This is a genomic window from Bradyrhizobium sp. 132 (assembly GCF_023074185.1).
Lineage (GTDB): Bacteria > Pseudomonadota > Alphaproteobacteria > Rhizobiales > Xanthobacteraceae > Bradyrhizobium.
In genome coordinates, this window is record NZ_JADPKY010000170.1 from 39,073 (window position 1) to 65,689 (window position 26,617).

At 66.0% G+C, this 26,617-nt stretch carries 22 protein-coding genes and 1 riboswitch; of the genes, 13 read left to right on the plus strand and 9 right to left on the minus strand.

Going from position 1 to position 26,617, the window contains the following annotated elements; translation table 11 throughout:
* Positions 1 to 3: 3 nt before the first annotated feature.
* The 3 genes from IVA74_RS36665 to IVA74_RS36675 all read right to left on the minus strand — a co-directional run bounded on the left by IVA74_RS36665 (position 4) and on the right by IVA74_RS36675 (position 3,860).
* Positions 4 to 1,752: a heme biosynthesis HemY N-terminal domain-containing protein gene (locus tag IVA74_RS36665; protein ID WP_247352458.1), complete on the minus strand. Its 1,749-nt coding sequence runs from the start codon at positions 1,750 to 1,752 to the stop codon at positions 4 to 6.
* Between the two features lie 36 nt (positions 1,753 to 1,788).
* On the minus strand, positions 1,789 to 3,048 hold the full coding sequence (locus IVA74_RS36670) for a hypothetical protein (protein WP_247352460.1): 1,260 nt from the start codon (positions 3,046 to 3,048) through the stop codon (positions 1,789 to 1,791).
* Positions 3,049 to 3,113: 65 nt separating this feature from the next.
* Positions 3,114 to 3,860, minus strand: coding sequence for a uroporphyrinogen-III synthase (locus IVA74_RS36675; RefSeq protein ID WP_247352461.1), 747 nt, complete (start codon positions 3,858 to 3,860; stop codon positions 3,114 to 3,116).
* A 158-nt stretch (positions 3,861 to 4,018) separates the two neighbouring features.
* Here IVA74_RS36675 and tsaD point away from each other — a divergent pair, with 158 nt between their 5' ends.
* The 3 genes from tsaD (at position 4,019) to IVA74_RS36690 (ending at position 6,597) form a co-directional block, all read left to right on the plus strand.
* Positions 4,019 to 5,092 carry a tRNA (adenosine(37)-N6)-threonylcarbamoyltransferase complex transferase subunit TsaD gene (gene tsaD, locus IVA74_RS36680; protein ID WP_247352463.1) on the plus strand — a complete coding sequence of 358 codons (1,074 nt, stop codon included), beginning with the start codon at positions 4,019 to 4,021 and terminating at the stop codon, positions 5,090 to 5,092.
* Positions 5,093 to 5,094: 2 nt separating this feature from the next.
* Complete coding sequence (locus tag IVA74_RS36685; RefSeq protein ID WP_247352465.1) at positions 5,095 to 6,075, plus strand: NAD(P)H-dependent glycerol-3-phosphate dehydrogenase; 981 nt, start codon at positions 5,095 to 5,097, stop codon at positions 6,073 to 6,075.
* A 108-nt stretch (positions 6,076 to 6,183) separates the two neighbouring features.
* On the plus strand, positions 6,184 to 6,597 hold the full coding sequence (locus IVA74_RS36690) for an EVE domain-containing protein (RefSeq protein WP_247352467.1): 414 nt from the start codon (positions 6,184 to 6,186) through the stop codon (positions 6,595 to 6,597).
* A gap of 55 nt (positions 6,598 to 6,652) precedes the next feature.
* Here the strand turns inward: IVA74_RS36690 and IVA74_RS36695 are convergent, their stop codons facing one another.
* Complete coding sequence (locus IVA74_RS36695) at positions 6,653 to 7,747, minus strand: adenylate/guanylate cyclase domain-containing protein (RefSeq protein WP_247352888.1); 1,095 nt, start codon at positions 7,745 to 7,747, stop codon at positions 6,653 to 6,655.
* Positions 7,748 to 7,848: 101 nt separating this feature from the next.
* On the opposite strand from IVA74_RS36695, the gene IVA74_RS36700 reads away from it, so the two are divergent.
* The gene (locus IVA74_RS36700; protein ID WP_247352468.1) at positions 7,849 to 8,304 is read left to right on the plus strand and encodes an SRPBCC family protein; all 456 of its coding nucleotides are present in this window, start codon (positions 7,849 to 7,851) and stop codon (positions 8,302 to 8,304) included.
* Positions 8,305 to 8,317: 13 nt separating this feature from the next.
* Here IVA74_RS36700 and IVA74_RS36705 read toward each other — a convergent pair whose 3' ends face one another.
* Entirely contained in the window at positions 8,318 to 9,487 is a 1,170-nt protein-coding gene (locus IVA74_RS36705) for a DNA topoisomerase IB (RefSeq protein ID WP_247352470.1), read from the minus strand.
* Between the two features lie 402 nt (positions 9,488 to 9,889).
* Between IVA74_RS36705 and acs the strand changes: the two genes are divergently transcribed.
* Together acs and IVA74_RS36715 are read left to right on the plus strand one after the other, a co-directional pair.
* Positions 9,890 to 11,836 (plus strand): acetate--CoA ligase, encoded by a 1,947-nt coding sequence (gene acs, locus IVA74_RS36710; protein WP_247352472.1) that lies wholly within the window; start codon positions 9,890 to 9,892, stop codon positions 11,834 to 11,836.
* Positions 11,837 to 12,296: 460 nt separating this feature from the next.
* Positions 12,297 to 12,812: a L,D-transpeptidase gene (locus IVA74_RS36715; RefSeq protein ID WP_247352474.1), complete on the plus strand. Its 516-nt coding sequence runs from the start codon at positions 12,297 to 12,299 to the stop codon at positions 12,810 to 12,812.
* Between the two features lie 55 nt (positions 12,813 to 12,867).
* Here IVA74_RS36715 and IVA74_RS36720 read toward each other — a convergent pair whose 3' ends face one another.
* Together IVA74_RS36720 and IVA74_RS36725 are read right to left on the minus strand one after the other, a co-directional pair.
* Positions 12,868 to 13,458 carry a thermonuclease family protein gene (locus tag IVA74_RS36720; RefSeq protein ID WP_247352476.1) on the minus strand — a complete coding sequence of 197 codons (591 nt, stop codon included), beginning with the start codon at positions 13,456 to 13,458 and terminating at the stop codon, positions 12,868 to 12,870.
* A gap of 54 nt (positions 13,459 to 13,512) precedes the next feature.
* Positions 13,513 to 13,713, minus strand: a complete 201-nt coding sequence (locus IVA74_RS36725; protein WP_247352478.1) for a DUF1674 domain-containing protein — start codon at positions 13,711 to 13,713, stop codon at positions 13,513 to 13,515.
* 188 nt (positions 13,714 to 13,901) lie between these two features.
* Here IVA74_RS36725 and IVA74_RS36730 point away from each other — a divergent pair, with 188 nt between their 5' ends.
* The 3 genes from IVA74_RS36730 to purH all read left to right on the plus strand — a co-directional run bounded on the left by IVA74_RS36730 (position 13,902) and on the right by purH (position 18,878).
* Positions 13,902 to 15,248 (plus strand): transcription antitermination factor NusB, encoded by a 1,347-nt coding sequence (locus IVA74_RS36730; protein ID WP_247352479.1) that lies wholly within the window; start codon positions 13,902 to 13,904, stop codon positions 15,246 to 15,248.
* 155 nt (positions 15,249 to 15,403) lie between these two features.
* Positions 15,404 to 17,122, plus strand: coding sequence for a heparinase II/III family protein (locus IVA74_RS36735; protein WP_247352890.1), 1,719 nt, complete (start codon positions 15,404 to 15,406; stop codon positions 17,120 to 17,122).
* Positions 17,123 to 17,181: 59 nt separating this feature from the next.
* A riboswitch (ZMP/ZTP riboswitch) is annotated at positions 17,182 to 17,263 on the plus strand.
* Positions 17,264 to 17,285: 22 nt separating this feature from the next.
* Positions 17,286 to 18,878 (plus strand): bifunctional phosphoribosylaminoimidazolecarboxamide formyltransferase/IMP cyclohydrolase, encoded by a 1,593-nt coding sequence (purH, locus tag IVA74_RS36740; protein ID WP_247352482.1) that lies wholly within the window; start codon positions 17,286 to 17,288, stop codon positions 18,876 to 18,878.
* A 154-nt stretch (positions 18,879 to 19,032) separates the two neighbouring features.
* On the opposite strand, the gene IVA74_RS36745 is transcribed toward purH, so the two are convergent.
* Entirely contained in the window at positions 19,033 to 20,415 is a 1,383-nt protein-coding gene (locus IVA74_RS36745; RefSeq protein WP_247352483.1) for an MFS transporter, read from the minus strand.
* A gap of 100 nt (positions 20,416 to 20,515) precedes the next feature.
* On the opposite strand from IVA74_RS36745, the gene ggt reads away from it, so the two are divergent.
* Both ggt and IVA74_RS36755 read left to right on the plus strand, forming a co-directional pair.
* Complete coding sequence (ggt, locus tag IVA74_RS36750) at positions 20,516 to 22,267, plus strand: gamma-glutamyltransferase (protein ID WP_247352485.1); 1,752 nt, start codon at positions 20,516 to 20,518, stop codon at positions 22,265 to 22,267.
* 96 nt (positions 22,268 to 22,363) lie between these two features.
* Entirely contained in the window at positions 22,364 to 23,659 is a 1,296-nt protein-coding gene (locus tag IVA74_RS36755; protein ID WP_247352487.1) for an MFS transporter, read from the plus strand.
* A 32-nt stretch (positions 23,660 to 23,691) separates the two neighbouring features.
* Here the strand turns inward: IVA74_RS36755 and IVA74_RS36760 are convergent, their stop codons facing one another.
* Positions 23,692 to 24,357 carry a glutathione S-transferase gene (locus IVA74_RS36760; RefSeq protein WP_247352489.1) on the minus strand — a complete coding sequence of 222 codons (666 nt, stop codon included), beginning with the start codon at positions 24,355 to 24,357 and terminating at the stop codon, positions 23,692 to 23,694.
* Positions 24,358 to 24,521: 164 nt separating this feature from the next.
* Here IVA74_RS36760 and IVA74_RS36765 point away from each other — a divergent pair, with 164 nt between their 5' ends.
* Both IVA74_RS36765 and IVA74_RS36770 read left to right on the plus strand, forming a co-directional pair.
* The gene (locus tag IVA74_RS36765) at positions 24,522 to 25,103 is read left to right on the plus strand and encodes a DUF2239 family protein (protein ID WP_247352491.1); all 582 of its coding nucleotides are present in this window, start codon (positions 24,522 to 24,524) and stop codon (positions 25,101 to 25,103) included.
* A gap of 85 nt (positions 25,104 to 25,188) precedes the next feature.
* Positions 25,189 to 26,538 carry an MATE family efflux transporter gene (locus tag IVA74_RS36770; protein ID WP_247352493.1) on the plus strand — a complete coding sequence of 450 codons (1,350 nt, stop codon included), beginning with the start codon at positions 25,189 to 25,191 and terminating at the stop codon, positions 26,536 to 26,538.
* Positions 26,539 to 26,617: the final 79 nt, after the last annotated feature.

Sequence of the window (26,617 nt, forward strand, 5' to 3'; positions counted from 1 at the left end):
CGCTCACCCGCCCCAGCGGGACCAGAATCCGCGCCAGCCGCCGGCCTGGACCTTGGCCGTGCCGATTTGTTCCGTAAATTCATCGCTCGGACCCTCGTCGTCGATCCCGGGATCATCCGGGGCGCGGATGATCGGGATGACGGCGGGAATAGGCGCTGGTGTCGGCTTGCCGAGGTCGGCGCGGGTCCGGAACACCGGCGTTGCTGCCGCCGGGGATGATTCGGCGATCTCGGGATCCGGCTTAACCGGCTCGGCGGGCGCGACGACCGGCTCTTCGTTGGCGGCCTCTTTGACTTCGGGGGGCGAATTGTCCTGTGCGGCAGGCAACGGATCCGGCGCCGTTACCGGCGGTTCCGCCGGGCTTTCGCTCGGGGCCGCCGTCACCCGCTTCGGCGGCGGGGCCGCCAGCATGGCTTCCTCGAAGGCCGAGGATTCGATCGTGTCGCCCTTGCCGGAAGGAAGACTCGCGACCGGCGTTTGCCACTGGAACGCGTCAAGGCGGCCGGTGACCGGGGAAACCGGACGCCAGCGCTCGCTGACATAGCCGTCCGCGGTCCAGGCCGGATCGTGGCGGGCGCGCACCGCGCGCAAGGTCCAGGCGCGGGCACGGCCGCCGTCACCGTGCTCGGTGCGCTCGATCTCGGCCATCAGCAGCGCCACGCGCTGGGTCGGATCGTTGATGTAAGGCGCCAGCACCTCGCGCGCACGGGCAAACTCGGACGCATCGATCGCGGCGCGCGCGATCGCGAGCTGGCCCTCGGCATAACCAGCCTTATCGACAGGAATCTTGGCGGCAAGCGTCTCGACCCGCTGCAGGCGCTGCCGTGCGGAATCGCCGAGCTTCACATGCGCATAGGCATCCGCGAGGTCGGGATGCGGATTGGCGAGCCAGGCGGCTTCCACCAGCTTCATGGCGCGGCGCACCTGATGCGCCTCGCTCTCGAATTTTGCGGCAAGCACTGCGGCCGGCACCAGGGTCGGCGCGAGCTTGATCGCCTCCATCACGCTCCCGCGCGCGACATCGCGGTCCATCGTCTCCAATTCCAGCGCGCGTGCGGCGAGCAGCACGCCGCGCTGGCGGCGATAGGCCTGCTTGTCGATCAGGCCCGCGGACAGATTCGAATCGAGGATCGCGAGCGCGCCGCTCCAGTCACCGCGCGCGCAGCGGAAGCCGAGCACCGCATGCGAGGCCCAGGTCGAGGACGGCGACAGCTTGATCGCTTCCTCGGCGATCATCACCGCGCCGACCGCATCGTCGGCGCGCTGCGCCTCGATGAACAGGCCGCGCAAGCCGAGCAGGCGCGTGTCCTCGCGCTCGGCCATGGCACGGAAGACGCGCTGGGCTTCGTCGCGATTGCCTTCGAGCTGCGCGGATTGCGCATGCAAGAGAAGTGCGAGCGGGTCGTTCGCGGCCAGCCGCCGCGCGGTGTCGGCGTGGCGACGAGCAAGCGCGGTGTCGCCATGGCCGATCGCGAGCAGGCCGTGGGTGATGGCGTGACGGCCGCGGGCGTGACGCTTCTCGTGACGACGGCGGCGCAGACGCCCCGGCGCGCGCCAGATCATCGTCAGGAGACTCCAGACCAGCACGACTGCCGCGGCAAAGAGGCCGAGCAAGAACACGAACCTGGGCAACGTCGTTGTGGCGCGGAACGCGCCTGCGGTCAGGACGAGATCGCCGGGCTGGTCGGCGACCCAGGCCGCGCCGGCCGCCGCCAGCGCGATCAGGACAAGGAAGAGGACGATGCGAAGCATGACGATCCCTATACGCGCGGATTATTGCGCGAATCTTTATTGACCGGGCTTGACGAGATCCGCCATGGCATCGTCGGCGAATTTGCGGGACGCCGCGAGCGCGGCGTCGCGGGCATCGGCCTTGTCGAGCCAGGCCTGCGCCGGTGCGCGGTCGGCCTCCGGCAGCGTCTTCACCTCGCGCCGAGCTTCCACGAAATCGTTGCGAAGCGCTGCGGCCGTCACCCTCGAGACGATAGCGCCGCGATCGCTGCCGATCCCGTCGGTACGTTCGATGCGAACGAGTTTTGACGCCCCCGCCTGAAGGCGCTCGACGATGCCTGCGCTGCTGGCCGGGGTTTCCGGCGGCGGCGACAGTTTTGGCACGATATTGAGGAGCTCGCGGCTCAGCGCGACCGGCGTCGGAATGCCGGACGGTGCAAAGGTGTCGAGCGGCTTCAGCATATCGGGCTTTGCCGCAAGTGACCGCGCCGCGGCGAGCTGCGATTCGTAAGCGTCGCCGTGGCGAACGGCGACGTCGAGCAGGGCCGCCGCGACCACATGGCGCAGCGGCTTGTCGTCCATCGTCCTCGCGTCGGCAATCTTCTCGCCCTGCTGCGCGAGTTCGGCACGTTCGGTCTTGGTGGCACGCTCGAGCTGCGCGAGGCGGTCGTTGAGAGCGGCAAGATCGGGCGCGGCAGGGGGCGGCGCCGATTTCGCGTCGTTCAGGGCGCCCGCGGTCTTGTCGGACTGCGCGCGCAGATTGGCGATATCGCTGCGCAGGCCGGTTGCGGATTTCTCCAGCGCATCGATCCGCGCCAGCATGGCCGGATCGGCGGCAGGCTTGCCCGCCTTGGCTTCGACCGCGGCAACGCGCCCGCTCAGCGCATCGACCGTTGCGCCCGTCACTTGCGGAGCGGCCGGCGGTGCCTGCACCGCAGGCCAGCCCAGCATCCAGCCGACGGCGATCACAATTGCGGCTGCGACCGCGCCCGAGAACGGAGCGATAACCCAAGGTGAAATCGATGGCGATACGGACGCGGACGCAACGGAAGACCGCTCCTCGGCAGGTTCGGGCTGCGGCTCGGCATTAGCTTCGTCGAACTTGGCGGCTTCGGACTTGGCCTCTTCGGGCTTGACCTCTTCAGATTTGGCTTGCTCCTGCGCGGCCTGTTCGGTCGCCGCAGCCTGCGGCTGGCCCGCCACCTCCTGCGGCTGGGTGGAGATTTCGGTTGCCTCGAGGTCGATGGTGGGCGGGGTGCGCTTGGCACGGCTGGACTCGGGAGCCAATCCTGCGTCTTCAGGCTTGTCGTCGGCCATCGTGACGGTTCCTCACACTTACATGCCCTAAACGAACCCGATTGCGTGGGATTCGGCCCGACCTCTTACGCCAAACGGGTGCGCAAAGCACGCTCCAAGGAGTCAAATAAGGCATTTTCGTCCGGCGTCGCGGCCACCAGAACCTGCGAGGCACCGGCCTCGCGCAATATGCCTGCGACCGTCTCGGACAGGCAGCATTGCGGGATCGCCAGAGCCGAGATTTCGACACCTTCACCCCGCGCGGCCTCCAGGAAAGCCCGCGCGCTGCGCCGGGAGTAATGCAGCACCGCCTCGATCCCATGGGCGGCAAAGCCCTCACAGACATCGCGCGGCAACAGCTTGACCGGGACCATGCGATAGGTCGTCTGCGTGACGATGCTAAATCCTTCGGCGCCCAGCTCATCGCTGAGGTCGCGCGACAGATCCGCGCCCGCGAGATAAAGCAGCGTGCTCTTTTTCTTCAGCCGCTTGTTGCGCGCGCTCTCCATCACCTTGTCGCGCAAAGCCGCGGCATCGCCGCCGGCGACCACCACCTCGGCAAAGCCTGCATCGCGCGCCGCGGCAGCGGTGTGCTCGCCGACCGCAAACAGCGGCAGCGGAAGGAGGCCAAGATCCGGCAATTGCGGTGCGACGGCACGGATCGCATTGGCCGACGTGACGATGACGGCGCTGTAGCCCGTCTCACTCTCGTCATGAAAGGCGACCGGCTCGAACTTGAGCACCGGCGCAAGCAGCACCACATGACCCCGCGCGCGCAGATTTTCCGCTGTCGCCACATTGTCGGGATGCGGCCGTGTGACAAGAATGGACATCGCTTGGTTCCGGGCACGTGGCGGTGACGCATTCACGAGGAGAGCTGCGCGTGGCGATTGCGCAAGCCGACCCCGGAATGCTACCGGACGTACCAGAACTCTGCTTTGCGGATGAGCGCAAGGGGTGAGAAGGGCGCAGATTGGATACCAATTCGCCAATGCTGGTACTGGGCATAGAAACCACCTGCGACGAGACCGCCGCGGCCGTGATCGAGCGCACGCCTGACGGCAGCGGCAAGATCCTGTCCAATATCGTGCGGTCGCAGGTCGAGGAGCATGCCCGTTTCGGCGGCGTCGTGCCGGAGATCGCCGCACGCGCCCATGTCGACCTGCTCGACGGCATCATCGACCGCGCCATGCAGGAGGCCGGCATCGACTTCACCCAGCTCAACGGTGTCGCGGCCGCCGCGGGCCCCGGATTGATCGGCGGCGTCATCGTCGGTCTCACCACCGCGAAGGCGATCGCGATGGTCCACGCCACGCCGCTGGTCGCGGTGAACCACCTCGAAGCGCATGCGCTGACGCCGCGCCTCACCGATGCACTCGAATTTCCCTATTGCCTGTTCCTCGCCTCGGGCGGCCATACCCAGATCGTTGCGGTCACCGGCGTCGGCCAGTATGTGCGGCTCGGCACCACCGTGGACGACGCGATCGGCGAGGCCTTCGACAAGGTCGCGAAGATGCTGGGCCTGCCCTATCCGGGCGGCCCGCAGGTCGAACGCGCGGCAACAAGCGGCGATCCGGGGCGATTTGCGTTTCCGCGGCCGATGCAAGGACGCCCCGACGCCAATTTCTCGTTGTCGGGATTGAAGACGGCGGTGCGCAACGAAGCGAGCCGGCTAGCTGAGATCACGCCGCAGGACGTCAGCGATCTCTGCGCGAGTTTTCAGGCTGCCGTGCTCGACTCCACCGCGGACCGGTTGAGCGTCGGTCTCAAACTTTTCCGCGAGCAGTTCGGCGCGCCGCGTGCGCTGGTGGCGGCCGGCGGTGTCGCCGCCAACCAGGCTATCCGCGGCGCCCTGCATGACGTTGCGAGGAAAGCCGGAACGCAACTGATCATGCCACCGCCCGCACTCTGCACCGACAACGGCGCGATGATCGCCTGGGCCGGCGCCGAACGTCTCGCGCTCGGCATGACCGACACGATGGAAGCGCAGCCCCGCGCGCGCTGGTCGCTCGACGCGAACGCGACGGCACCGGCTGGGTACGGCAAAACGCGGGCGGGATACTAGCAATGACAGCGTTCCGATCCGTCGCGGTGATCGGTGCAGGCGCCTGGGGCACGGCGCTCGCGACTGTGGCTGCGCGAGCCGGACGAAACGTGACGCTCTGGGCTCGCAATGCCGAGCACGCAATACGAATCGCATCGAGCCGCGACAATCCGCGGCTGCCCGGCGTACGGATCGCGCCGGAGATCATCGTCACGAGCGATCTCACCATGGCGGCGCGCGCGGACATGCTGCTGATCGCGACGCCGGCGCAGCATCTGCGCGGCGCGGTCAACATGCTGGCTTCGCACCTCGCAAAGCCGGTGCCGATCGTCGCCTGCGCCAAGGGCATCGAGCACGGCACGCACAAATTCATGACCGACGTGATCGCGGAGGCCGCGCCTCACGCGCAGCCGGCGATCCTGTCGGGCCCAAGCTTTGCCGACGACGTCGCGCGCGGCCTGCCGACTGCGGTAACGCTGGCGGCGGTGGAAGAAGCGCTGGCCAGCAGCCTCGTGCAGGCGCTGGGCTCGGCGACCTTCCGGCCCTATCACACAACGGATGTCCGCGGCGTCGAGATCGGCGGCGCGGCCAAGAACGTGCTGGCGATTGCCGCCGGCATCGTGGTCGGCCGCAAGCTCGGCGCCTCCGCGCTCGCCGCACTGACCACGCGCGGCTTCAGCGAGCTGGCGCGGCTCGGCCGCGCCTGTGGCGCGCGCACGGAAACGCTCTCCGGCCTCTCCGGTCTCGGCGACCTGCTCCTGAGCTGTTCGACCGCGCAATCGCGCAATTTCGCGCTCGGGATAGCGCTCGGTCGCGGAGAGGCGGCGCCGGCGGGCAAGCTTGCGGAAGGTGCATTCACTGCGCCCGTGCTGGTCGAGCTCGCGGCCGCGCGGCACGTCGACATGCCGGTCTCCCAGGCAGTGGCTGCCATCCTGGATGGCCGGTTGACGATTGACGCCGCGATCGAAGGGCTGCTGACAAGGCCGTTCAAGGCTGAGGAATGACGGCGGCCTCTACCGCGTCGCAGGTTGCACTTAACGACCTGTGCGCGCTGTTTAGCCTAGCAGCGAACCGCAGGGATCCCGGTCCAACAACAATGAGGTGAGTTTGCGATGAACTACTGGCTGGTGAAATCCGAACCGTCGGTGTGGTCCTGGGACCAGCAGGTGGCGAAGGGCGCCAAGGGCGAAGCCTGGACCGGCGTGCGCAATTACACCGCGCGCATAAACCTCGTGAACATGAAGAAGGGCGACAAGGCGTTCTTCTATCATTCCAACGAGGGCAAGGAGATCGTCGGCATCGCGGAGATCATCAAGGAAGCCTATCCCGATCCGACCGACAAGACCGCAAAATTCGTCTGCGTCGACATCAAGGCCGACAAACCCTTGAAGACGCCGGTAACGATGGCCACGATCAAGGCCGAGAAGAAACTCGCCGACATGGCCCTGGTGAAGTATTCGCGCCTCTCGGTGCAGCCGGTGACGGCCGAGGAATGGAAGCTCGTCTGCAAGATGGGTGGGATGTAGTTGCTGCAATTGCAGGTGTGTAGTCCGATCCGGGATTAGCTTTGCTCCATCAGCGCTACGATATCCGAGCTTGCGTCTCCGGCAACGCAAACACCTCACATGGCGCAGCGATGCCGCGTAGCGAATGCGATCCAAGCGCGATCAGAGGCATGTCCGTCTCGGCGGCGACCGCGCCCGACACCAGCACGGTTCTGCCGAGCGGCTTGCACAATCCTTCGAGCCGGCTGGCGAGATTGACGGCGGGACCGATCGCCGTGAAATCGAGCCGGTTGGCGGCGCCGATATTGCCCCAGAGCATCCCGCCGAGATGCAGCGCCGCGCCGAACGCGAGCGGCGGCAGACCTTGGGCGCGGCGTTCCGCGTTGAGATACGTCATCCCGGCTTCGGCTGCGCTCGCGGCGCGCAGAGCCGCATCGCAGGCGTGGCGCGGGGACGCCTCGACCACCGGAAAGATCGCCAGCACACCGTCGCCGATGAATTTCAGCACCTCGCCGCCGAAGGCGTGAACCGCGCCGGCAATCCGATCGAACCAGGCATCGAGCGCCGCGATGACGTCGGCAGGCGGCGTGGCTTCCGACAGGAGCGTGAAGTTGCGCAGATCGGCATAGAGCAGCGCGGCCTGTATGGTCTCGCCGAGATCGCGGCGCAGGGGTGCCGCCAGTACCCGCTCCGCACTGCGCTTGCCAAGATAAGCATCCAACGTCGCGCGCAACGTTGCACGCGCGGCAAGCACCGCAAGGGGCGTCGCAGCAAAGCGCGCAGCCTGGCGCAATTGCTCGATCTCGTCCGCGGTGAACGGACGCGGCCCGATCCAGCCGAGCAAAGGCCCATCGGGCGGTCCGACCGCGTCTTCGTGCACCTCACCGTCCGCGATGTCGCGCAGCCAGCGGCGGCCGGCATCGTTGGGCGTGTCGGGCGCGAGGCCGCTTGGTGCGAAGCCAAGCGCTTCGATCACCCGGCCGCTCTCCGCGCGCCACAACCAGGTCCGCTTCGCGATCAGCGGATGTGGCACCTCCAGCGTCAGGCTGCCTGCCGCAAGCGGCACGCCGTCAGCGACCAGATGTGCGCCGAGTTCCGTGAGCAGGCGGTCGGCCCCGGCGCTATCGGCGGCGGCATCGACAAGCCAGGCGAGCGTCGGCGAGAGGTGCATGGTCCGATCATGACGAAGGCAGGCCGTCTTTGTCACGGGCAATCCTTGACGGGCCGCGCGAGCGCCGCCATGTCCCAGTGTCAGCCCAGGGATGATCGCCGATGACCGAGCCGTTCATAGTGCGACGCGAGACCCAGATCGCGGCCCCACGCGCCACCGTTTTCGCTTACCTGACCGACCCCGAGAAGATTTTGAGCTGGATGGGCTCAGACGCGACCACGGAGCCGCATCCCGGCGGGCTGTATCTGCTCAAAGGCATCGGCCCGCGCGGCAGCGTCGCCCGCGGCGCGTTCCGCGAAGTCGTGCCGGTGCATCGTCTCGCCTACACTTTTGGATGGGAGAGCGGCCAGGAAGTGCCGCCCGGCTCGAGCCTGATCGAGATCGACCTGATCGAACGCGACGGCGGCACGCTGCTGCGCATGACCCATAGCGGACTGCCGACCGAGGAACAGGCTGCCGCCCACGCGACGGGATGGACGCATTATCTGGAACGGCTCACGACCGCGGCCGCAGGCAGCGATCCCGGTCCCGACAGGGGTGTTTCCAACAAGGCGTAGCGACGGGAGAAGGTCAGACCGCCGCGGTCGCCACCACCTGCTGCAAGAGTTGCTCGCGCCTGGCCTGCGAACGCTGGCCCTTCATGGTCGCGGCGAAGCGCTCGAGGATGCCGTCCTCGAACGCGGTGACGATGGTGTCATGCACATAGCTCTTGCGGCAGATCGCCGGCGTATTGGAGAGCTGGTCGGCGGCGGCGCGGATCGCTTCCAGCACCTGCTTCTTGCGGCCGTGCTGACTGGTCGCCGGGGTGATCCGCGACAGCGATTCCACGACGACGGCGGACGCCATCAGCGTACGAAAATCCTTCAGCGAGATCTTGATGCCGGCGATCTCGCGCAGGAACGCGTTCACCTGCGTGGTGTTCACCGCGCGCACGACGTCGTAGGCATCGCGATACTGGAACATGCGCTTGCCGGGAACGTCCTGCAAAATGCCGATGGCACGCACCAGCTTGGAAGCATCACACTCTTTCCGCACCGCCTTGCCGCCCTTCGCCTTGAAGGTCAGCACGAAGCAATCGTCTTCTAGCGTGACGTTGGACTTCAGCAGCGTGGTGGCGCCGCGGGTGCCGTTGAGGCGGGCGTAGGATTCGTTGCCGGGGCGGATCGCGGTGCGCGCAATCAGTTCGATCACGGCCGAGAGCGCGAACTCGCGCGTCGGCTCCTCGCCCGACAGGAACGCCGAAACCTTGCGCCGGATCTTTGGCAGCGCGCCGACGAGTTTCTCCAGCCGATGCGCCTTGCGTTGCTCGCGGACCTTCTCCCAATCGGCGTGATAGCGATATTGCAGCCGGCCCGCGGCATCGCGTCCCACCGCTTGGAGATGCGAGCTCGGATCGGCCGAGTAGCGCACCTCGCGATAGGCCGGTGGCACCGCCATGGAATGCAGCCGGCGGATGGTGCGGGCATCGCGGATATGCGCGCCATTGGGACGGACGAAGGAATAGCCCTTGCCGCGCTTGATGCGCCGGATCTTCAGCTCGTTCTGGTCGCCGAGCCGCAGGCCCAGTTCCTTGGCGAGCGCCTCGACCGTTGCAGCAGGCGCCGTGTCGAACGCTTTTTTCGGGCTAAGACGGGCGGAACCTGCCGGTTTCGGCCATTGTCCGAGTGCTTTGGCCAGCGCAACGGCTGCAGGATCGGCTGAAGCGGGCCGTATCGTCCCGAAATTCTGCTGATCCATCATAGTCTTAAGCCTTAGCCCTGTCTGTTATCGGTCAATGCCGCTATTCTGATCTTTGTTCCAAGGGTCTCGTTGGACCCGGGTTAGCCACTTAGGGTGTTCCGAACGGCATTGCGAGTCCCGAATCAGTGAGGTGCGGTTTCTAAATACCTCTGGCGAATGCATGGGGCTCTGCGGCGGCCTGTTCCGAGGGTTTGGGCAAAGGCCCGAAAGCCGCCCCGGCCTGTTCCAGATCTGCGACAGTCCGGCCCGATGGCCTTGATCCTTCGCCTGGCCGGGCGCTCGCCGAAGGTCCAGCTTGTGCACCTTGTCGGGTCCGGTTAGCCCGACGCATAATCAGCTCAACGATCAAGCCGGCTCGCCAGTGGCCCGTGCTCGGCTTGCCGTATGTGGAGGGAGGGAAACATGTCCGAGAAGATCTACGACGTCCCCGCGGAATGGGCGAAGCGCGCCTGGATCGACCAGGCCAAGTACAAGGACATGTACGCCCGCTCGATCTCGGACCCGAACGCCTTCTGGGCCGAGCAGGCCAAGCGCGTCGACTGGATGCACGCGCCGACGAAGATCGAGAACGTCTCCTTCGCGCCCGGCAACATCTCGATCAAATGGTTCGAGGACGGCGTCCTCAACGTCGCCCATAACTGCATCGACCGGCATCTCCACACCCGCGCCAACCAGACCGCGATCATCTGGGAAGGCGACGATCCCTCGCAGTCCAAGCACATCACCTACAAGGAGCTGCACGACGAGGTCTGCCGGATGGCCAACATCCTGCGCACCCGCAACGTCAAGAAGGGCGATCGCGTCACCATCTACCTGCCGATGATTCCGGAAGCGGCCTACGCGATGCTGGCCTGCGCGCGGATCGGCGCGGTTCACTCCGTGGTGTTCGCCGGCTTCTCGCCCGACAGCCTCGCCCAGCGCATCAACGACTGCCAGTCCAAGGTGATTATCACCGCCGACGAGGGCCTGCGCGGCGGCAAGAGGGTGCCGCTGAAGGCCAATGTGGACGCGGCGCTCGCCAAGTCAGACGGCGTCGACTGGGTCGTCGTGGTCAAGCGCACCGGCGGCAAGGTCGACATGAACCCGACGCGCGACCTCTGGTATCACGAGGCTGCCGCGATGGTGACGACGGAATGCCGGGTCGAGCACATGCACGCCGAAGATCCGCTGTTCATCCTCTATACGTCGGGCTCGACCGGCCAGCCGAAGGGCGTGCTGCACACCTCCGCCGGCTATCTCCTGTTCGCCGCGATGACGCATCAATACGTCTTCGACTATCACGACGGCGACATCTACTGGTGCACCGCCGACGTCGGCTGGGTGACCGGCCACAGCTACATTCTGTACGGACCGCTCGCCAACGGCGCGACCACGCTGATGTTCGAAGGCGTGCCGAATTACCCGGATAATTCGCGATTCTGGAACGTCATCGACAAGCACAAGGTCAACATCTTCTACACCGCGCCGACCGCGATCCGCGCGCTGATGCAGTTCGGCGACGAGCCCGTGAAGAAGACCTCGCGCGCCAGCTTGCGCCTGCTGGGCTCGGTCGGTGAGCCAATCAATCCGGAAGCCTGGGAGTGGTATCACCGCGTCGTCGGTGACGACCGCTGCCCGATCGTCGACACCTGGTGGCAGACCGAGACAGGCGGCATTTTGATCACACCGCTGCCGGGCGCGACCAAGCTGAAGCCGGGCTCGGCGACGCAGCCGTTCTTCGGCGTGGTGCCTGAGATCGTCGACGCCGACGGCAAGGTGCTGGACGGCGAGACGTCAGGCAATCTGTGCCTGACGCGATCATGGCCGGGCCAGATGCGCACGGTCTATGGCGACCACGCCCGCTTCGAGCAGACCTATTTCTCGACCTACAAGGGCAAGTACTTCACCGGCGACGGCTGCCGACGCGATGCTGACGGTTATTACTGGATCACCGGCCGCGTCGATGACGTCATCAACGTCTCCGGCCATCGCATGGGCACGGCCGAAGTCGAGAGCGCGTTGGTCGCGCATGAGAAGGTGTCGGAGGCCGCCGTCGTCGGCTTCCCGCACGACATCAAGGGCCAGGGCATCTACGCCTATGTGACCCTGATGGCCGGCGTCGAGCCGACCGAGGATTTGCGCAAGGAGCTTGTCACCTGGGTGCGCAAGGAGATCGGCCCGATCGCCTCGCCCGACCAGATCCAGTTCGCGCCCGGCCTGCCCAAGACCCGCTCCGGCAAGATCATGCGCCGCATCCTGCGCAAGATCGCCGAGGACGAACCCGGCAGCCTCGGCGATACCTCGACCTTGGCCGATCCCGCGGTGGTCGACGATCTCGTCAAGAACCGGCAGAACAAGAAGTCGGTCTGAGCCAGGGTCTCTCGTGCCCCGGACGCTGCGCAGCCCTGGCGATGCGAAGCATCGTCCAGTTAGCGGTGCGCTGCAGAGCCGGGGTCCATGCAACAGCGGACTCTGTGGCTTTCTGGGTCCCGGCTCTGCGTCGCACCGCTTCGCGCTGCGCCGCGTCCGGGACACGAGACCGCATCTCCGCGTTAGCGCCCCCAAACAACAGCGGTTCACACGCTCACGCGTTCGTCGGGGCGCGTGCCCGCGCGCCCGCATGTTTCCGGCTGAGTGTTGTTTTCAAGTCATTTACTTTGTTTCGAACATTTCCTTTGTTCCCCCTGCTGGCTGGCCCTTGGCGGCCGTGCGTGGAAACCATCCGGTTAACAGGCGCGGTTAAGAATGCCCCCTAACGAGGACTTGGCGGGTCGGCGATTGCCGGTTGTGCGTCATTTTGGACGATTGGTTCGGGTCAAGGGGAAAATCGATGTCGATCAGGATTGCAGTGGCGCTGGCTGCCACCATCGGAGCGGTGGTCGTGATGTCGACCGCGGCGCAGGCCCGGCCGGAAATGGTGGGGACGCACCTGGCCGACTATTCGCCGGGCACCATCGTGGTCAAAACCAACGAGCGTCGGCTCTATCTCGTCCTCGATAACGGCCACGCCGTGCGCTATCCGGTGGGCGTCGGCAAGTCCGGCAAGCAGTGGGCCGGCACCACCCGCATCGACGGCAAGTACCGCAATCCGGCCTGGTCGCCGCCTGCCGAGGTGAAGCGCGACAAGCCGAGCATCCCTGACGTCATTCCGGGCGGCTCGCCGCGCAATCCGATGGGCGTCGCGGCGATGACGCTGTCCGGCGGGGAATACGCGATCCACGGCACCAACGTGCCGGGCTCGGTCGGCGGCTTCGTCTCCTATGGCTGCATCCGCATGCTCAACGACGACATCACCGATCTCTACAGCCGCGTCTCGGTCGGCACCACGGTGGTCGTGACGCGCTGATCCCCGGGACGAGATCCCGACAACAAGAGCCGCGTCCGTTGACGCGGCTTTCTTGTTACCAGAAGCGCCAACCGTGCGCGCACCAGCCGTCGCGATGGCCGCCATTGTAGCTCCGTGCGTAACCGCCGGCGAGCAACACCGCCGAAACGTTGGCGGTTCGCCTGGTCGCGACGTCGGCGAGAACCCGACCATATTTGTCAGGGCCAAGATTGGTGATCGTCACGCCGCCCTGGCCGAGCAGATCGCGCAATGCGCGGGCCGCGGCTTCGGCCTTGTCCAGTTCCTCCTGGCAGGATGCTTTCATCTCGGGTGCGTCGATGCCGCGCAAGCGAACGCGCACGACGAGATCGCGGCCGTCGCGCTGACGAAAACGCGCGAGAAAGGTGTCACCGTCAATGGTGCGAACGACGTCGACCGACTCGCGACGATCGGGATGGCCGCCCTGCTGGAGCACGATCTCGGCGTCCCGCGTGCCGCCGCCATCCGGGTGCGGGACCGTCCAGTTCGTCCCGTGCCTGAAGATGAGCACAGCCGCCAGCGCGACGCCGACCACGAACATCCACGGCAACAATCCGGAGAAACGACGGCCGAACGGCGAGCCGCGGAATGAGGGTCGATACTGATGGCTGGGATCGAAGCGCGGCATTCGCGCACGCTAGGGCTGAGTCGGCTGCACCGGCAAGTGTGCGTGAAACGCGCCTCAAAAGTCCGAGGCGATGCCTTTTCGTTCCCAATCACCGTACCGGGTGGGCTCGGGTCCCTTTGGTCCCTGCACCTCTTTCGGCGCAGCTTCGGCATGCGCCACCGCCGCAGCCTGCCGGCGCGCTTCGGCTTCGGCCAGCGCTCGCTGGGCCGCCGGCGATAGCGGCTTGCGGTCGGAAACGTGAGGCCGGTCACTCATCGTCGAATTTCTAGCGCAGGACGATCCGCGGCGCGACGCCCAATAACGCATTCCTGAAATTGCTCCGAAAGGGTCGAAAAACCCGGAAGCGATTCTTACATTTGGCATATTCGCGTGTCAGAGATCGCGTCCTCAAGGCATGCGCCCATTGCGGCGGAACTGCCGCTTGCTGAGAACCTTGCTTCCGCATGCCATCTCAACGTTTTGCCCCTCCATCCGAAGTGCCTGGTCTTGCCGCGCGGCGGATTGCTGCCGACATCGTCGACGGCGTGCTGCAGAAGCACCGCACACTTGACGAGCAGCTCGACGGCAGCGGCGCCCATCCCGGACTGAAGACGCTTCCCGACCGCGATCGCGCGCTGATGCGGCGCCTGGTCGCCACCGTGCTGCGCCGGCTCGGCACGCTCGGCCACGTGATGTCCCGCCTGCTCGACAAGGGCATCCCCTCCGATGCGCCGCGCGCGCAGAGCGCGCTGCTGATCGGCGCCGCCCAGATCCTCTGGATGGACGTGCCCGATCACGCCGCCGTCGATCTCTCCGTTCGCCTCGTGCAGTCCGACCGCCGGGCCGCCCGCTATGCCGGCCTCGTCAACGCCGTGCTGCGCCGTTGCGCCCGCGAGGGCAAGGCGCTGATGGAAGAGGTTGCCGCGCAGTCGCTGGATTTGCCGCCCTGGATGCTCGCGCGCTGGAGCGCGCATTACGGCGAGACAGTCGCAAGGGACATGGCGCTCGCGCTCAGCCACGATCCTTCGCTGGATCTGACCGTGAAGTCGGACGCCGCGCAATGGGCGAGCCGGCTACATGGCGAGGTGCTGCCGACTGGATCGGTGCGTACGGTGCTGCACGGCGCGGTGACCATGCTTCCCGGCTTCGCCGAAGGACAATGGTGGGTGCAGGACGCCGCCGCCGCGCTGCCGGCCCGGCTGTTCGGCGACATCGCCGGCAAATCCATCGCCGATCTCTGCGCCGCTCCCGGCGGCAAGACCGCGCAGCTGGCGCAGGCCGGCGCGCATGTCACGGCCATCGACCGCTCGCCCGCCCGGGTGGCGCGGCTGCGCGAGAATCTGACGCGGTTGTCGCTCCAGGCCGAGACCGTCGTCGCCGACGCCGTGGAATGGGCGGGTCCGGCCGATGGCTTCGACGGCATCCTGATCGATGCGCCCTGCACCTCGACCGGCACGATCCGACGCCATCCCGATGTGTCCTGGCTCCGGCAGGAATCCGACATCCCCGCGATGACCACACTCCAGCAGCGGTTGCTGCAAAAAACGGTCTCGCTGCTCAAGCCCGGCGGAACGCTGGTCTACTGCACCTGCTCGCTGGAACCCGAAGAGGGCGAGCATGCGATCGCCACGCTACTGGCCGCAGAGCCTGCGATTCGCCGCGTCCCGGTCGATGCGTCCGAGGTGTCGGGGCTCAGCGAGATCATCACCGCCGAGGGCGATTTGCGCACCCTGCCCAGCCATCTGCCGAACGCCGATCCCAAGCTCGGCGGGCTCGACGGATTTTTTGCGGCTCGGCTCGTTAAATCCTGATTTTGCAGTGGATTTTGCGACCACGGCGCTGATTCGCATCGTTCAAGGTGGTGTCGGCCGCCCGATTTTGGGATTAAGAAGGATTCGTCGGAATCCTCTCCCCATCAAGGCAAGGCGTGTCGGTCGCTCAACGCAGACGTATCTCGACGCTGGTGATGAACCGCTTCGCGCGGAATGTGCTCGCGCGCGCGAGCGGTGGTTCCGTCGCCCTGTCGCGGGTCTGGCCCGGCCGCTCCGACCGGCTGATCATCGCGCCGCATGACCTGCGCACCGCGGATGCGACCCGCGCCGCCGAGATCTATGCCGGCCGCTTCGTCTTCGCCGGCAAGATCGTCAATTGCCACGGCCGCTCGATCTTCGATCTCGAGCCGCCGTCGGAGGATTGGGAGGTCGCGCTGCTCGGCTTCGGCTGGTTGCGCCATTTGCGCGCCGCCGACACCGCGTTGACACGCGCGAATGCGCGCGCGCTGATAGAGGACTGGATCGCCAACCCCGGCGGCAAGCGCCGTGCCGTCGCGCGACGCGCCGACGTGCTGGCGCGACGCGTGATCTCGCTGCTGTCGCAGGCGCCGCTGGTGCTCAACGACACCGACAACAAATTCTACCGCCGCTATCTGCGCGCGCTGGCGCGCGAGATCCGCTTCCTGCGCTACACCATGGTCAACATCCCCGACGGGGTGCCAAAACTCCAGGTGCTGATCGCGCTGTGCTATGCGGCGCTGTGCCTCGCCAACCAGGCAAGTCACATCCGCAGCGTCTCGAAGAAGCTCTCGGATGAATTGCAGCGGCAGATCCTGCCCGACGGCGGACATATCTCGCGCAACCCGGGTGCGCTGATCGAGCTCTTGATCGACCTGTTGCCGCTGCGGCAGACCTTTGCCGCACGCAACATCGCGCCGCCGCCGGCGCTGCTCAACGCGATCGACCGCATGATGCCGATGCTGCGCTTCTTTCGCCACGGCGACGGCAATTTCGCGCTGTTCAACGGCATGAGTGCGACACCCTCGGACCTGCTCGCGACGCTGCTTGCCTATGACGACACCCACGGCGCGCCGATGGCGAACATGCCGCATACCGGTTTCCAGCGCCTCGATGCCGGACAGACCACCGTGATCATCGACACCGGCCCGCCGCCGCAGGCCGGCGTCAGCCATGACGCCCATGCCGGCTGCCTGTCGTTCGAACTGTCCTCCGGCATCAGCCGCATCGTCACCAATTGCGGCATGCCGACCACGGGCCGCGACAATTGGCGGCCGTTCGCACGCGGCACGGCAGCGCATTCGACGCTGACCTATCACGACACCTCGTCATGCCAGTTCGTGGAGATGTCGGCGATGAAGCGGCTCTTGCATGGCGCGCCCGTCACCAGCGGCCCCGTCGAGGTCGAGAGCTATCGCGAAATCGTGCAGAACGGCACGCTGCTGACGACGTCGCATGATGGCTATCTCGCCAAGTTCGGCGCGATCCACCGCCGCGTGCTGATGATCGCCAATGACGGCGCGCGCATCGACGGTGAGGACACGCTATCGCCGCCGCAGGGCGGACGCTTCAAGGGCGCGGATGCCGATTTCGCGCTGCGCTTCCATCTGCACGCGGCGGTGAAGGCGAGCCGGCTGTCCGATGCCCGCGGCGTCATGCTGGTGCTGCCGAACCGCGACGTCTGGACCTTCGAGGCATTGGACGACAAGGTTGATCTCGAGGACAGCGTGTTCCTGGCCGGCAATGACGGCCCGCGCCGCACCGCGCAGATCGTGATCCGCCAGGATGCGCGGCAGGCGCCCTCGATCCGCTGGAGTTTCGTGCGCTCCACCGCCTCGCCGGCGATCACCAATGCCCGCAGAAACGCGCGGCGGGAGCCGGAACTTCCGCTGTAAACGCCCGCGATCCGGCCCCATCTGATCGTTGTGAAAGCGACCGAAAACTGCTATCGAGCCCTCGCTCGCGCGACTGGCGACCTTGGATGGAGCACCATCGGGAAGCGTGGGACATAGCTGCCGCGCGCCTGGGCATTACTCCTTCAGACAGAGGATCTTGCTCATGACTGACCAGCCCCGCCGCGTCACCCGCGCACTTCTTTCCGTTTCCGACAAGACCGGCCTGATCGACTTCGCAAAGGCGCTTGCCGCGCATGATGTCGAGCTGGTCTCGACCGGCGGCACCTCCAAGGCGATCGCCGCGGCCGGCCTCAAGGTGAAGGACGTCTCCGAGCTGACCGGCTTCCCCGAGATGATGGACGGCCGCGTCAAGACGCTGCATCCGAAGGTGCATGGCGGCCTGCTCGCGATCCGCGACAACAAGGACCATGCGGAAGCGATGAAGGCGCACGGCATCGCACCGATCGATCTCCTGGTCGTCAATCTCTATCCGTTCGAGGCGACCGTCGACAAAGGCGCGGGCTTTGAGGATTGCATCGAGAACATCGATATCGGCGGCCCCGCGATGATCCGCGCCGCCGCGAAGAACCATGACGACGTCGCCGTCGTGGTCGAGGCGGAGGACTACAAGGCCGTGCTCGACGAGCTCGCCGCCAACAAAGGCGCAACCACGCTGAAGCTGCGCCGGCGCCTTGCCGCCAAGGCTTACGCGCGCACGGGCGCGTATGATGCCGCGATCTCGAATTGGTTCGCACGTCAGCTCGAAATCGACGCACCCGATTTCCGCGCCTTCGGCGGAAAGCTGATCCAGTCGCTGCGCTATGGCGAGAACCCGCACCAGACCGCGGCGTTCTATGCGACGCCCGACAAGCGGCCGGGAGTCTCGACCGCGCGGCAGCTCCAGGGCAAGGAGCTCTCCTACAACAACATCAACGACACCGATGCGGCCTATGAATGCATCGGCGAGTTCGACGCCAGGCGCACCGCGGCCTGCGTCATCGTCAAGCATGCCAACCCCTGCGGCGTCGCTGAGGGCTCCGACCTCGTCAGTGCCTATCGCAAGGCGCTGGCCTGCGACTCAACCTCGGCCTTCGGCGGCATCATCGCGATGAACCGCGCACTCGACGCTGATACCGCGCGGGAGATTACAAAGATCTTCACCGAGGTGATCATCGCGCCTGACGCCAGCGAGGAGGCGATCGCCATCATCGGCGCGCGCAAGAACCTTCGCCTTCTGCTCGCCGGCAGCCTGCCCGATCCGCGCGCGCCCGGCCTCACCGCCAAGACGGTGGCGGGCGGCCTTCTCGTGCAGAGCCGCGACAATGCGGTGGTCGACGACATGATTTTCAAGGTCGTGACCAAGCGTGCGCCTGATGATGCGGAGATGCGCGACCTGAAGTTCGCGTTTCGGGTGGCGAAGCACGTCAAGTCCAACACCATCATCTACGCCAAGGATCTCGCCACCGTCGGCATCGGCGCCGGCCAGATGAGCCGCGTGGATTCAGCGCGGATCGCGGCGCGCAAGGCCCAGGATGCGGCGGCCGAGCTGAAGCTCGCCGAGCCGCTCACCAAGGGCTCGGTGGTGGCGTCGGATGCGTTCTTCCCGTTCGCCGACGGCATGCTCGCCTGCATCGAGGCCGGCGCCACCGCCGTGGTGCAGCCCGGCGGCTCCATGCGCGACGACGAAGTGATCAAGGCCGCCGACGAGCACGGCATCGCCATGGTGTTCACGGGGACACGGCACTTCAGGCACTGATTGACTGGCGTGCGGGCTGCAAGAGTTGCGACGACTCCACCGACTTCGTCATTGCGAGCGCAGCGAAGCAATCCAGAATCTTTCCGCAGAGAAAGTCTGGATTGCTTCGTCGCTTCGCTCCTCGCAATGACGGGATGGAATTGCGGTAGTGCGGCTACTCCCGCACCCGCATCAACAGTCCCAGCCCCGCGACGAAGAACACCACCAGCACGGCCATGCCGGCCTTCTGGCTCGCCGTCACCGCGGTGATCACGCCGATCAGGAGCGGGCCGATGAAGGACGTCACTTTCCCCGTCAGTGCGAACAGACCGAAATACTGCGCGATGCGGTCCTTCGGCGCGAGGCGGATCAGGAGCGTGCGTGAGGCGGCTTGCAGCGGACCACCGGCTGCACCGATCAGGCAGCCCAGCACCAGATAAGCGCGTTCGGCCGCAGCGGCGAACAATGCACCGCCAGGCGCGGGCGGTGCGACCTTGATGAAGAAGATCGAATCCTTGTCGACCAGCAGGATCGCCGCCACCGCCAGCAGCAGGACCAGCATGCTGCCGGCGATCACACGCTTCGGCCCGATGCGATCGTCCAGCTTGCCGCCAAGCCATGCGCCAAACGCGCCGGCGATCGCGAGCATGATGCCGAAGGTGCCGATCTGGATCGTGTGCCAGCCGAACGTACCGGCGGCATAAATGCCGCCGAAGGCAAACAGCGACACCAGACCGTCGGTGTAGATCATGTTGGCGAGCAGAAACGCCGCGAGCGATTTCCGCTGCGGCAGTCCCTTGATCGATTGCTTCAGCTCCGACAGGCCTTCGTGCAGCGCCTCGCGCACCGGGCGCTTCGCCGGATAGTCCGGCGTAAACAGGAACATCGGCGTCACGAAAATGATGAACCAAAGTCCGGTCAACGGTCCGGCGGCGCGGTCGCCCTGATGGCTGGCGGGATCGAGCCCGAACAAAGGCGTGAGCCCGAGCAGCGTGCGGCCGGTCTCGGGATTGGCGGCGAGCAAACCGAGCACGATGATCAGGCTGACGATGCCGCCGATATAACCTGTCGCCCAGCCGGTGCCGGAGAGCCGGCCGAGCCGCTCCGGCGGGACCAGGGTTGGCATCATCGCGTTGTTGAAGAGGGTGGCGAATTCCGCGCCGACGCTGGCGAGCGCGACCGCGGTGAGCAGCGGCGGAATGATGGAGGGATCGCCGGGCTTTCCGATCCACAGCGTGCAGGATGCCAGCACCAGCACTGCGCCGAAGCCAGCGATCCATGGCTTCCTGCGGCCCGAAGCATCGGCAATGGCGCCTAGCAGCGGCGACATCAGCGCAATCGCGAGGCCCGCGGCAGCCATCGCAAAGCCCCACAGCGATTGGCCGGTAGCGGGATTCGGCGCAATGGCGGTGGCAAAATAGGGTGCGAACACGAAGGTCGTGATCAACGTGAAATAAGGCTGCGCGGCCCAATCGAAGAAGATCCAGCTGACGACGGCGGCGCGCGGCGGAAAGGTCCGCTCCGCCTTGACGCGCGCATCCGAGGTAATCGTCGTCATCGTCCAGACCTCATCACGAACAGTTTTGCTTCTCTTGGGTCAAACCGTATAGCATTGCGGCGGCGCGTGTGAACTGGCCGAAGGCCGCTGCGGAAATTTGATGATGTCGTCTTTTTCGACACGGCGAGCATTTTTCGCCTTCGTTGCCACTCTGGCGTTCAGCCTTCCAACCGCGACCGCGCAGGATGCGCGGCGAGCTTATGTGCCGCCCGCGCTCGACACGGTGCACGCCGTTCCCGCCGAGCATGGGATGGTGGTGGCGCAGGAGAAAATCTCGGCGCAGGTCGGCGCGGACATCCTGCGGCGCGGCGGCAATGCCGTCGATGCCGCGGTCGCGACCGGCTTTGCCATGGCGGTGACCTATCCGCGCGCCGGCAATATCGGCGGCGGCGGCTTCATGGTGATTCATTCCGCCGAGCGCAACGAAGACATCACCATCGACTATCGAGAGACTGCGCCGGCTGCGACCACGCCGCAGATCTTCCTCGGCGCCGACGGCAAGCCCGATGCGGCGAAGTCGCGGGATTCCGCGCTCGGCGTCGGCGTGCCCGGCACCGTCGCGGGACTTGCGCTGGCCCTGGAAAAATATGGCTCGGGCCAGTTCACGCTGGCGCAATTGCTCGAGCCCGCGATCGCGATCGCCCGCGACGGCTTCGTCGTCAGCGACGACATTGCCGACACACTGCCGGGCTGGCACCGGCGCCTGGCGCGCTGGCCCACGTCAGCCAAAATCTTCTCGCGGCCTGATGGCACGCCACTCGGCGAAGGCGACAGGCTGGTGCAGAGCGATCTCGCCGAAACCCTGTCGGCCGTCGCCGCACAGGGTCCGCGCGGTTTCTATGAAGGTCCGGTCGCGGAAAAACTCGCCAAGGCCGTGAGCGACGCGGGCGGCATCATGACGCCGGCCGATTTGAAATCCTATCAGGCGGTGATCCGCGCACCGGTGCGCGGCACCTATCGCGGCTATGACATCGTGTCGATGCCGTTGCCGTCGTCCGGCGGCGTGGTGCTGGTGGAGACGCTCAACATCCTCGAAGGCTTCCAGCTCGCCGATTTGAAGCAAGGATCTCCGGCCTCGCTGCATCTGCTGATCGAGGCCATGAAGCGCGCCTATGCAGACCGTGCGCGCTACCTGGGCGATCCCGCCTTCGTCAACGCACCGATCGGGACGCTCATCGCCAAGGACTACGCCGCCAAGCTGCGGGCAACCATCTCCGCCGATCGCGCCACGCCGTCGAAGCAGCTCGTTTCCACCGCCACCTCGCCGCACGAGGGCAGCAACACCACGCATTTTTCCGTCGTCGACGGCAGCGGCAACGCCGTCAGCAACACCTATACGCTGAACTTCAGCTACGGCCTTGGCCTCGTCGCCGACGGCACGGGCGTGCTGCTCAACAACGAGCTCGACGATTTCACCGCAGCTGTCGGCGCTTCCAATGCCTACGGCCTCGTCGGCTTCGAGGCCAATTTGCCCGGGCCCGGCAAGCGGCCGCTGTCGTCGATGTCGCCGACTATCGTTCTGAAGGACGGCAAGCCGGTGCTGGTGACGGGCTCGCCCGGTGGCAGCCGCATCATCTCGACCGTGCTCCAGGTGATCGTCAACGTCCTCGATTACAAGATGGACGTTGCGGCTGCCGTGGCCGCACCGCGGCTGCATCACCAATGGCTGCCAGACGAGGTTCGGATCGAGAGCGGCTTTCCCGACAATGTCCTGCTCGAGCTGAAGGCGATGGATCACCTCATCGTCGAGCCGATGGGGCAGACATCGGCGAACTCGATCGCGGTGACCGCCAACGGGCCGCTTGGCGCACCCGATCCACGCACGCGAGGCGCGGAAGCCGCGGGGCAGTAGCTCTGTCCCGGCATAGCGCGAAGGCCTGCTCGTGCTTGCGCAAGCCACCGCGCGTGCTACCACCGCCCGCATAAGGGAATTGCCGGGGAGACGCTCATGACCACGACCGATCCGACCGAGCGCATCGAACGCGCCGAGATCGAAGACACCAGCCTTCTTGCCTTCTATCGCGACATGAACGCACCGGAGCGCCGGACATTCTGGGCTTGCGCGGCAGGCTGGGCGCTGGACGGCATGGACTTCATGATCTACCCGCTGGTGATCGGCACCATCATCGCGCTGTGGAAGGTCGATGCGGGATCGGCCGGCCTTGCCGGCACCGTGACGCTACTGGCGTCCGCGATCGGCGGCTGGCTCGGCGGTTATCTCTCCGACCATATCGGCCGGGTCAGGACGCTCCAGATCACCATCATCTGGTTCTCGGTGTTCTCGCTGGTCTGCGCGGTCGTGCAAAATTTCGAACAGCTCCTGATCGCGCGCGCGGTGCTGGGCCTCGGCTTCGGCGGCGAGTGGGCGGCGGGCGCCGTGCTGATGGGTGAAGCGATCCGGCCGCAATATCGCGGGCGCGCGGTCGGCTCGGTGCAATCAGGCTGGGCGGTCGGCTGGGGCCTCGCGGTGCTGTCGCAGGCGATCCTGTTCTCGGCTTTGCCGCCGGAGACGGCATGGCGCTGGATGTTCGTGATCGGCGCGCTGCCGGCGCTGCTGGTGTTCTACATCCGCCGCTCCGTCACCGAGCCCGAGGTCGCGGCCGAAGCCCGCGCCAAACAGGCCGCGAGTGGCAATCGTCCGGCGCTCTGGGAAATCTTCTCCGGCCCGATCCTGAAAACCACGATCCTGGCGTCGCTGATGGCGACGGGCTGCCAGGGCGGCTATTACGCCGTTACGTTCTGGGTGCCGCAATTCCTGACCAAGGAGCGGCACCTCTCGATCGTCGGCTCGACCGGCTACCTATCGACGCTGATCATCGGATCCTTCATCGGCTATCTCGTCGGCGCCTGGCTCGCCGACCGGATCGGACGGCGCAATCTGTTCCTGATCTTCTCGATCGGCGCGATGGCGGTGGTGCTGCTCTACACGCAGCTGCCCCTGACCAACGAAATCCTGTGGGTGCTCGGCTTCCCGCTCGGCTTCTTCGCCTCGGGTTATTTCTCGGGGATCGGCGCGTTCCTGACCGAACTTTATCCAACGCGGCTGCGCGGCTCGGGCCAGGGTTTTTGCTACAATTTCGGCCGCGGCATCGGCGCGCTGTTTCCGTTCCTCGTCGGCTCGCTCTCGGCGACGACGTCACTCGCGAACGCGATCGCTATGTTTGCAGTGGTGGCCTACGCGCTGTTCTTCATCGCCGCCTTCGCGCTGCCGGAGACCCGCGGGCGGATATTGCACGCGGACTAACGGGCACCGTCGTCCCGGGGCGGCGAGGAAACTTACCGCCCCACCTGATACGGCCCGCCCTTCTCAAGCGCACGGTTGTACGCCGGCCGCGCGTGAATGCGCTCCAGAAACGCCATCGCCTTGGGATGGCCGAGCTCGAGCCCGCCACGCGCCTGGGCTGCCTCGAGCGGAAAGCTCATCTGGATGTCGGCCGCGGTGAACTCGCTGCCGGCGAACCACTCGCTCTTGCCGAGCTCGCCTTCCCAGTAATCCATGTGCTGCTTGAGCTGCGGATTGACGAGCGCGGTGAGCGCCTGGTTCGAGACTTTGCGTACCAGGGGGCGCAGCAGCGCCGGCGCGCGCTTCGGCATCAGCGTGAACAGCAGTTTTAACAGCAGCGGCTGCATCGCCGAGCCTTCGGCATAGTGCAGCCAATACGTGAAGCGCAGCCGCTCGGGCGTGTTCGGCGGTGGGACCAGCCGGCCGTTGCCGTAGGTGGCGATGAGATATTCGATGATCGCGCCTGATTCGGCGACGGTGTTGCCGTTGTCGGTGATGACGGGCGACTTGCCGAGCGGATGGATGGCGCGCAGCTCCTTCGGCGCGCGCATGTCGGGCTGGCGCTGATAGCGCACGATCTCGTAAGGCACGCCCAACTCCTCGAGCAGCCACAGCACCCGCTGCGAACGGGAATTGTTGAGGTGGTGAACGGTCAGCATCGCGTGGTCCCCGGGGGCTAGGCGTGGTCGGTCGGCCGCGTACGTGCCAGCCCGGGAACGCAATGTCGAGCCATCCCGTCGGATATTTTCACCCGGGTATATTGACGCCGCGAATTTACCCGGGTATTAAACTGCCCAATGTCGTCAATTTGGCAGTGATCTCGATGCAGAGGATTTTCACCGCATTCCAAGGCCCGCGCCGACTGGCGTCGGGACCGGCAGGAGAGGTCGCGCTGGTCGTCAAGCGGATCGCCCCATTGCCGGACGAGCCCATCATCATCTTCGAGGACGACACGGGCCGATCAATCGACTTCGATCTGCGCGGCGGGGATCGCGAGGTGTTGGCGCGGCTGGCAAAGCTGGTCCCGCCTCCAGTTGAGGAGACGACACCGTCGAGCGAACCGCGTGGCCGCGGCCGGCCGAAGCTCGGCGTGGTCGCGCGGGAGATCACGTTGCTGCCGCGGCACTGGGAGTGGCTCAACGCGCAAGCCGGCGGCGCCTCGGTCGCGCTGCGAAAGCTCGTCGACGAAGCGCGCCGCGCGAGCGGCGACAAGGACCGCGAACGTCAGGCGCGCGATGCGGCCTATCACTTCATGTCGACCATGGCCGGCAATCTGCCGCAGTTCGAGGAAGCTTCGCGCGCTCTGTTCGCGGACGACCGGCGGCGCTTCACCGGACTGATCGCAGACTGGCCCACTGACATCCGCGATCACATCGTCAAGCTCGCCTATAGCGACCGCGCCTAGGCGCGCCTTTACTCACAAGCCCATCAACGGTCGAGCCGCGCATTGCGCGGCAACGGCTTCGCATGCTCTGATGAAAGACACATCCATGTCCGCCTCCAAACCGCTCTGGACGACGTTCCTGCGCTTCCTCGCACCGTTGATGCTGAGCAATGCGCTGCAATCGCTGTTCGGCACCGTCAGCAACGTCTATATCGGCCAAATGATCGGCGTCGACGCGCTCGCGTCGGTGTCGGTGTTCTTCCCGGTACTATTCTTCCTGTTCGGTTTCGTCATGGGGCTGAGCACCGGCGCCACGGTCCTGATCGGCCAGGCCCATGGCGCGAGCGAGCAGGGTCGGATCAAGATTGTCGTGGGCACCACGCTCGCGGTCGGCCTGTTGCTGTCGATTTCGATTGCGCTGATCGGCGGGATCTTCAGCCGGCAATTGATGATGACGCTTGCGACCCCCGCGGACATTCTCGACCAGGCCAGCGCGTATGCCCGTGTCATGCTGTTCACCATGCCGCTCGGCTTCGTCTTCCTGCTGATGACAGCGATGATCCGCGGCGTCGGCGATGCGCTGACGCCGCTGCTGGCGCTGGCGTTGTCGACCGCGATCGGCTTGATCCTGACGCCGATGCTGATCCACGGATCGCTCGGATTGCCGGCGGTCGGAATCACCAGCCCGGCCTGGGCGGCGGCGATCGCCAACGCGCTGACGCTGATCGCGCTGGCCGCCTATTTGCTGCGGAAGAAACATCCGTTGGCACCGGACGCTGCACTGCTGCGTCATCTCCGGCTCAATCGTGTGGTGCTGGGACAAATCCTCGGCATCGGACTGCCGAGCGCGATCGGCATGGTGGTGATGGCGATCGCCGAGCTGGTGCTGCTCGGCCTCGTCAACACCTATGGGTCCGACGCCGCCGCCGCCTATGGCGCGGTCAACCAGGTGATGGGCTATACGCAGTTCACGGCGATATCGATTTCGATCGCGGTCTCGATCCTCGGCGCGCAGGCGGTTGGCCGCGGCGACAGAACGCGGCTCGATGGCATCGTACGCACCGGCCTCATGTTCAACATCGTCCTGACGGGCGGGCTGGTGGCGCTGATCTATCTCGCGCCGCGCGCCGTGCTCGGTGTCTTCATCACTGACGACATCGTGCTCGATCTCGCGAAGAGCTTGCTCCAGATTGCGTTGTGGAGCTCGGTGCCGTTTGGCCTTGCGACCGTGTTTTCAGGCGCGATGCGTGCTGCCGGCGTGGCGCTGACGCCGATGCTGCTCTCGATCGTCGCCATCGTCGCAATCGAGCTGCCATCTGCGGTGATCCTGAGCCGCACGATCGGCCTACAAGGTGTGTGGGCCGCCTATCCAATCGTGTTTTGCGCCATGTTCCTTTTGCAGATGGGCTATTACCTTCTGGTGTGGCGCAAGCGAACGATCCGGCGTCTGATCTGACGACATCATCAAGAGATTACGACCGTCATTAAACGGTGGACCCGTGGCGCGCGCTGCGCCACAATGTGAAAAACCGACG